Origin of the sequence: Burkholderia sp. Ac-20345 (assembly GCF_017104825.1) — a bacterium.
Classification (GTDB): domain Bacteria; phylum Pseudomonadota; class Gammaproteobacteria; order Burkholderiales; family Burkholderiaceae; genus Burkholderia; species Burkholderia lata_B.
In genome coordinates this window covers 1-2,764 of record NZ_JAAGPO010000429.1, presented here as the reverse complement: position 1 = coordinate 2,764, position 2,764 = coordinate 1, and the positions used below count along the sequence as shown (strand labels likewise).

At 66.4% G+C, this 2,764-nt stretch carries 2 protein-coding genes and 1 riboswitch; of the genes, one reads left to right on the top strand and one right to left on the bottom strand.

Going from position 1 to position 2,764, the window contains the following annotated elements; all coding sequences use genetic code 11:
* Positions 1-247 precede the first annotated feature (247 nt).
* A complete protein-coding gene (locus tag G3O06_RS47630; protein WP_174969740.1) occupies positions 248-2,017 on the bottom strand; it encodes an ABC transporter ATP-binding protein/permease in 1,770 nt (589 codons plus the stop codon).
* A 268-nt stretch (positions 2,018-2,285) separates the two neighbouring features.
* A riboswitch (TPP riboswitch) is annotated at positions 2,286-2,409 on the top strand.
* Between the two features lie 225 nt (positions 2,410-2,634).
* On the opposite strand from G3O06_RS47630, the gene G3O06_RS47625 reads away from it, so the two are divergent.
* Positions 2,635-2,764: FAD-dependent oxidoreductase (locus G3O06_RS47625; protein WP_205820243.1), on the top strand; the 130-nt coding region annotated here is incomplete at its 3' end.

Here is a 2,764-nt window from a genome sequence, read left to right as displayed (position 1 = left end):
TGCACGATCAGCAGTAGTTCCAGCATCATATCGTCAGTAGACCAGTGGTCTCTCCCACCATCATCACATTTTTTTCTTTTTTTAATGATACGGCGACCACCGCGCACTACACGATAGATCACACTCTTCCCCTACCCGACGCTCTTCCGATCTCCACGCGCCGCGAGCCGCCGCGCGAGCGCCGCGCCGATCCCCGAACCCGCGCCGGTGATCAGCGCGATCCGCGCGATGTGCGCGGCGCGTTTGGTCACGCCGCGACCTTGTCGCTGGCGTTCACGCGCTCGACGTTGATCGTGCCGACGTGGAACGCGGCCAGCGACTCGCGATGCGCGATGCTGACGATCGCGGCCTTCGGCAGCCGTTCGGCGAACAGGTGATACAGGCGTGCTTCGTTGTCGGCGTCGAGCGCGCTGGTCGCTTCGTCGAGGAACAGGAAGTCGGGCTTGTGCAGCAGCACGCGTGCGCCGGCGAGGCGCTGCTGCTCGCCCGGCGACAGCACGCGGGTCCAGTGCGCGGTCTCGTCGAGGCGCCCGGCGTAATCCTCGAGGCGGCAGGCGCGCAGCGCGTCGCGGCAGGCTTCGTCGCTGAACGCGTCGGGCGTCGCCGGATAGGTGAGCGCGGCCTTCAGCGTGCCGATCGGCAGATAGCTCGTTTGCGGCACGAACATCATCCGCGCGCCGACCGGCGCGTCGATCGCGCCGTCGCCGAACGGCCACAGGCCCGCGAGCGCGCGCATGAACGTGCTCTTGCCGGAACCCGACTTGCCGATCACGAGCCAGCGCGAGCCGGGCTCGATCGTGACGCTGCCGATGTTCGCGAGCGCGTTGCCGTTCGGCAGCGCGAGCTTGAGCGACGACGTCGACAGCTTCTCCGCGTCGACGTAATGCAGGTTGATGCCGCCGTGCTCGGTCGCGGGCGACAGGCTTTCCTTCAGGTGCGACGTGCCCATCACGCGCTTGAATTCGCGCAGACGGTTGACGGTGGCGCGCCATTCGACGAGGGTCGAGTAACTGTTGATGAACCACGAGAACGAATCGCTGACGGTGCCGAACGCGGACGAGATCTGCATCAGCACGCCGAACGAGAACGCGCCCGCGAAATAGCGCGGAGCGGCGACGACGAGCGGGAAGATGATCGCGATCTGCCCGTAGAAGCTCAGCACGAACGTGAGCCGCTTCGTGTACTTCATCACGCGCCACCAGTTGTCGCGGATGCGCAAGAAGAGGTTCTGCGCGTTGCCGGTCTCGGTCTTCTCGCCGTCGTAGAACGCAATCTGCTCGGCGTTCTCGCGCACGCGGATCAGTCCGAAGCGGAAGTCGGCCTCGACGCGCTGCTGCTGGTAGTTGATCGACACGAGCGGATGGCCGACCTTCTGGATGATCAGCGAGCCGACCACCGCATACAGCGCGGCCGCCCACACCATGTAGCCGGGAATCGAGATCGGCGTCGCGCCGAGCGTGAACGTCAGCGCGCCGGCGAGCGACCACAGGATCGTGATGAACGACACGAGCGTGACGACCGTCGACAGCAGGTCGAGCGACAGCGCGAGCGTCGTCGTCGCGAACGACTGGAGGTCGTCGGTGATCCGCTGGTCGGGGTTGTCGGCGAGACGGTCACGCTCGATCCGGTAGAACGCGCGATCGCCGAGCCACTGGCCGAGAAAGCGGTCGGTGAGCCACTGGCGCCAGCGGAAGCCGAGCATCTGCCGCAGGTAGCGGCCGTACACGGCGAGGATGATGAAGGCGAACGCGAGCGCGGAGAACTGCATCAGCAGGTTCGGGAAGTCGTGGACGTCCTTCGACTGCAGCGCGTTGTAGAACTCGGCATTCCACTTGTTCAGCCGGACGTTGATCCAGACCACGCAGAGGTTGATCGCGATGATCGTGACCAGCAGCCCCCACGCGATTTTCCATTCGGACGATACCCAGTAGGGCTTGATGAGGCTCCATGCGGATACCGGGCGCTCGTCCTGCGGCGCGTCGGAGGCGGAGCGGACGGGATCGATCGATTGGGTCATGTGCTTCCTGATGAGTAGCCGGCGCGCGGGCCGGGCGAAGCCGGGCGCGCGCCGCGATACGGCATGCCGGGACGCGGCGCCGACTGACGGCGGGCGTCCGGATGGTCGCCCGCGCGTCTTAAACGGCACTTAAGGCCGGCGGTGACGCGGCAACCGGCCGCTCGCGCGGCCGGCCTGCGGGCATTGTGCCAGAGCGGCACGGCGCGACGGCGAAATTGCCGCAAGGGGACAGTTTGCGGCGCTTTCCGCTTTTATGGTCTAATGGCCGACGACGAAACAGGGGTGCTTCGTGGCGCGGCCGGCAGATGTTCCGGGCAGCGCGATGAGGCTGAGAAAAACCCTTTGCACCCGATCCGGGTAATACCGGCGAGGGAAGTTTCTGAACCCGCCGGGCCGCGCTGGCTGCCATCCCACATGGTCAGCGCCCTTGTTCCGCCCGGCCGGCCTTTGCTGCCGGTTTCGTCCTTTTGGGTACGCGCATTGCGCGTTACGGAAGGAATGATGACCGCACAATCTTCAGTCTTTTGCATGGTTCCCGGCCCGATGTCGCGTGTGTTCGCACGCGGCGGCGCGTTCGTGTCGACGTTCGTCGTGCGCGCTCGCGCGAAGGGGGCGCGATGAACGTCCGGGATTCCCGACCCGATTTCGCGGTGCTCGGCGGCGGCCTCGTCGGCCGCCTGATCGCCTGGCGGCTCGCGGGCGACGGGCATCGCGTCGCGCTCTACGAGCGCGGCGGCCCGGACGGCA

Bases quoted from the DNA above. Each gene is read 5' to 3' on its own strand.
- G3O06_RS47630 (WP_174969740.1), bottom strand. From the start codon at position 2,017: ATGACCCAATCGATCGATCCCGTCCGCTCCGCCTCCGACGCGCCGCAG.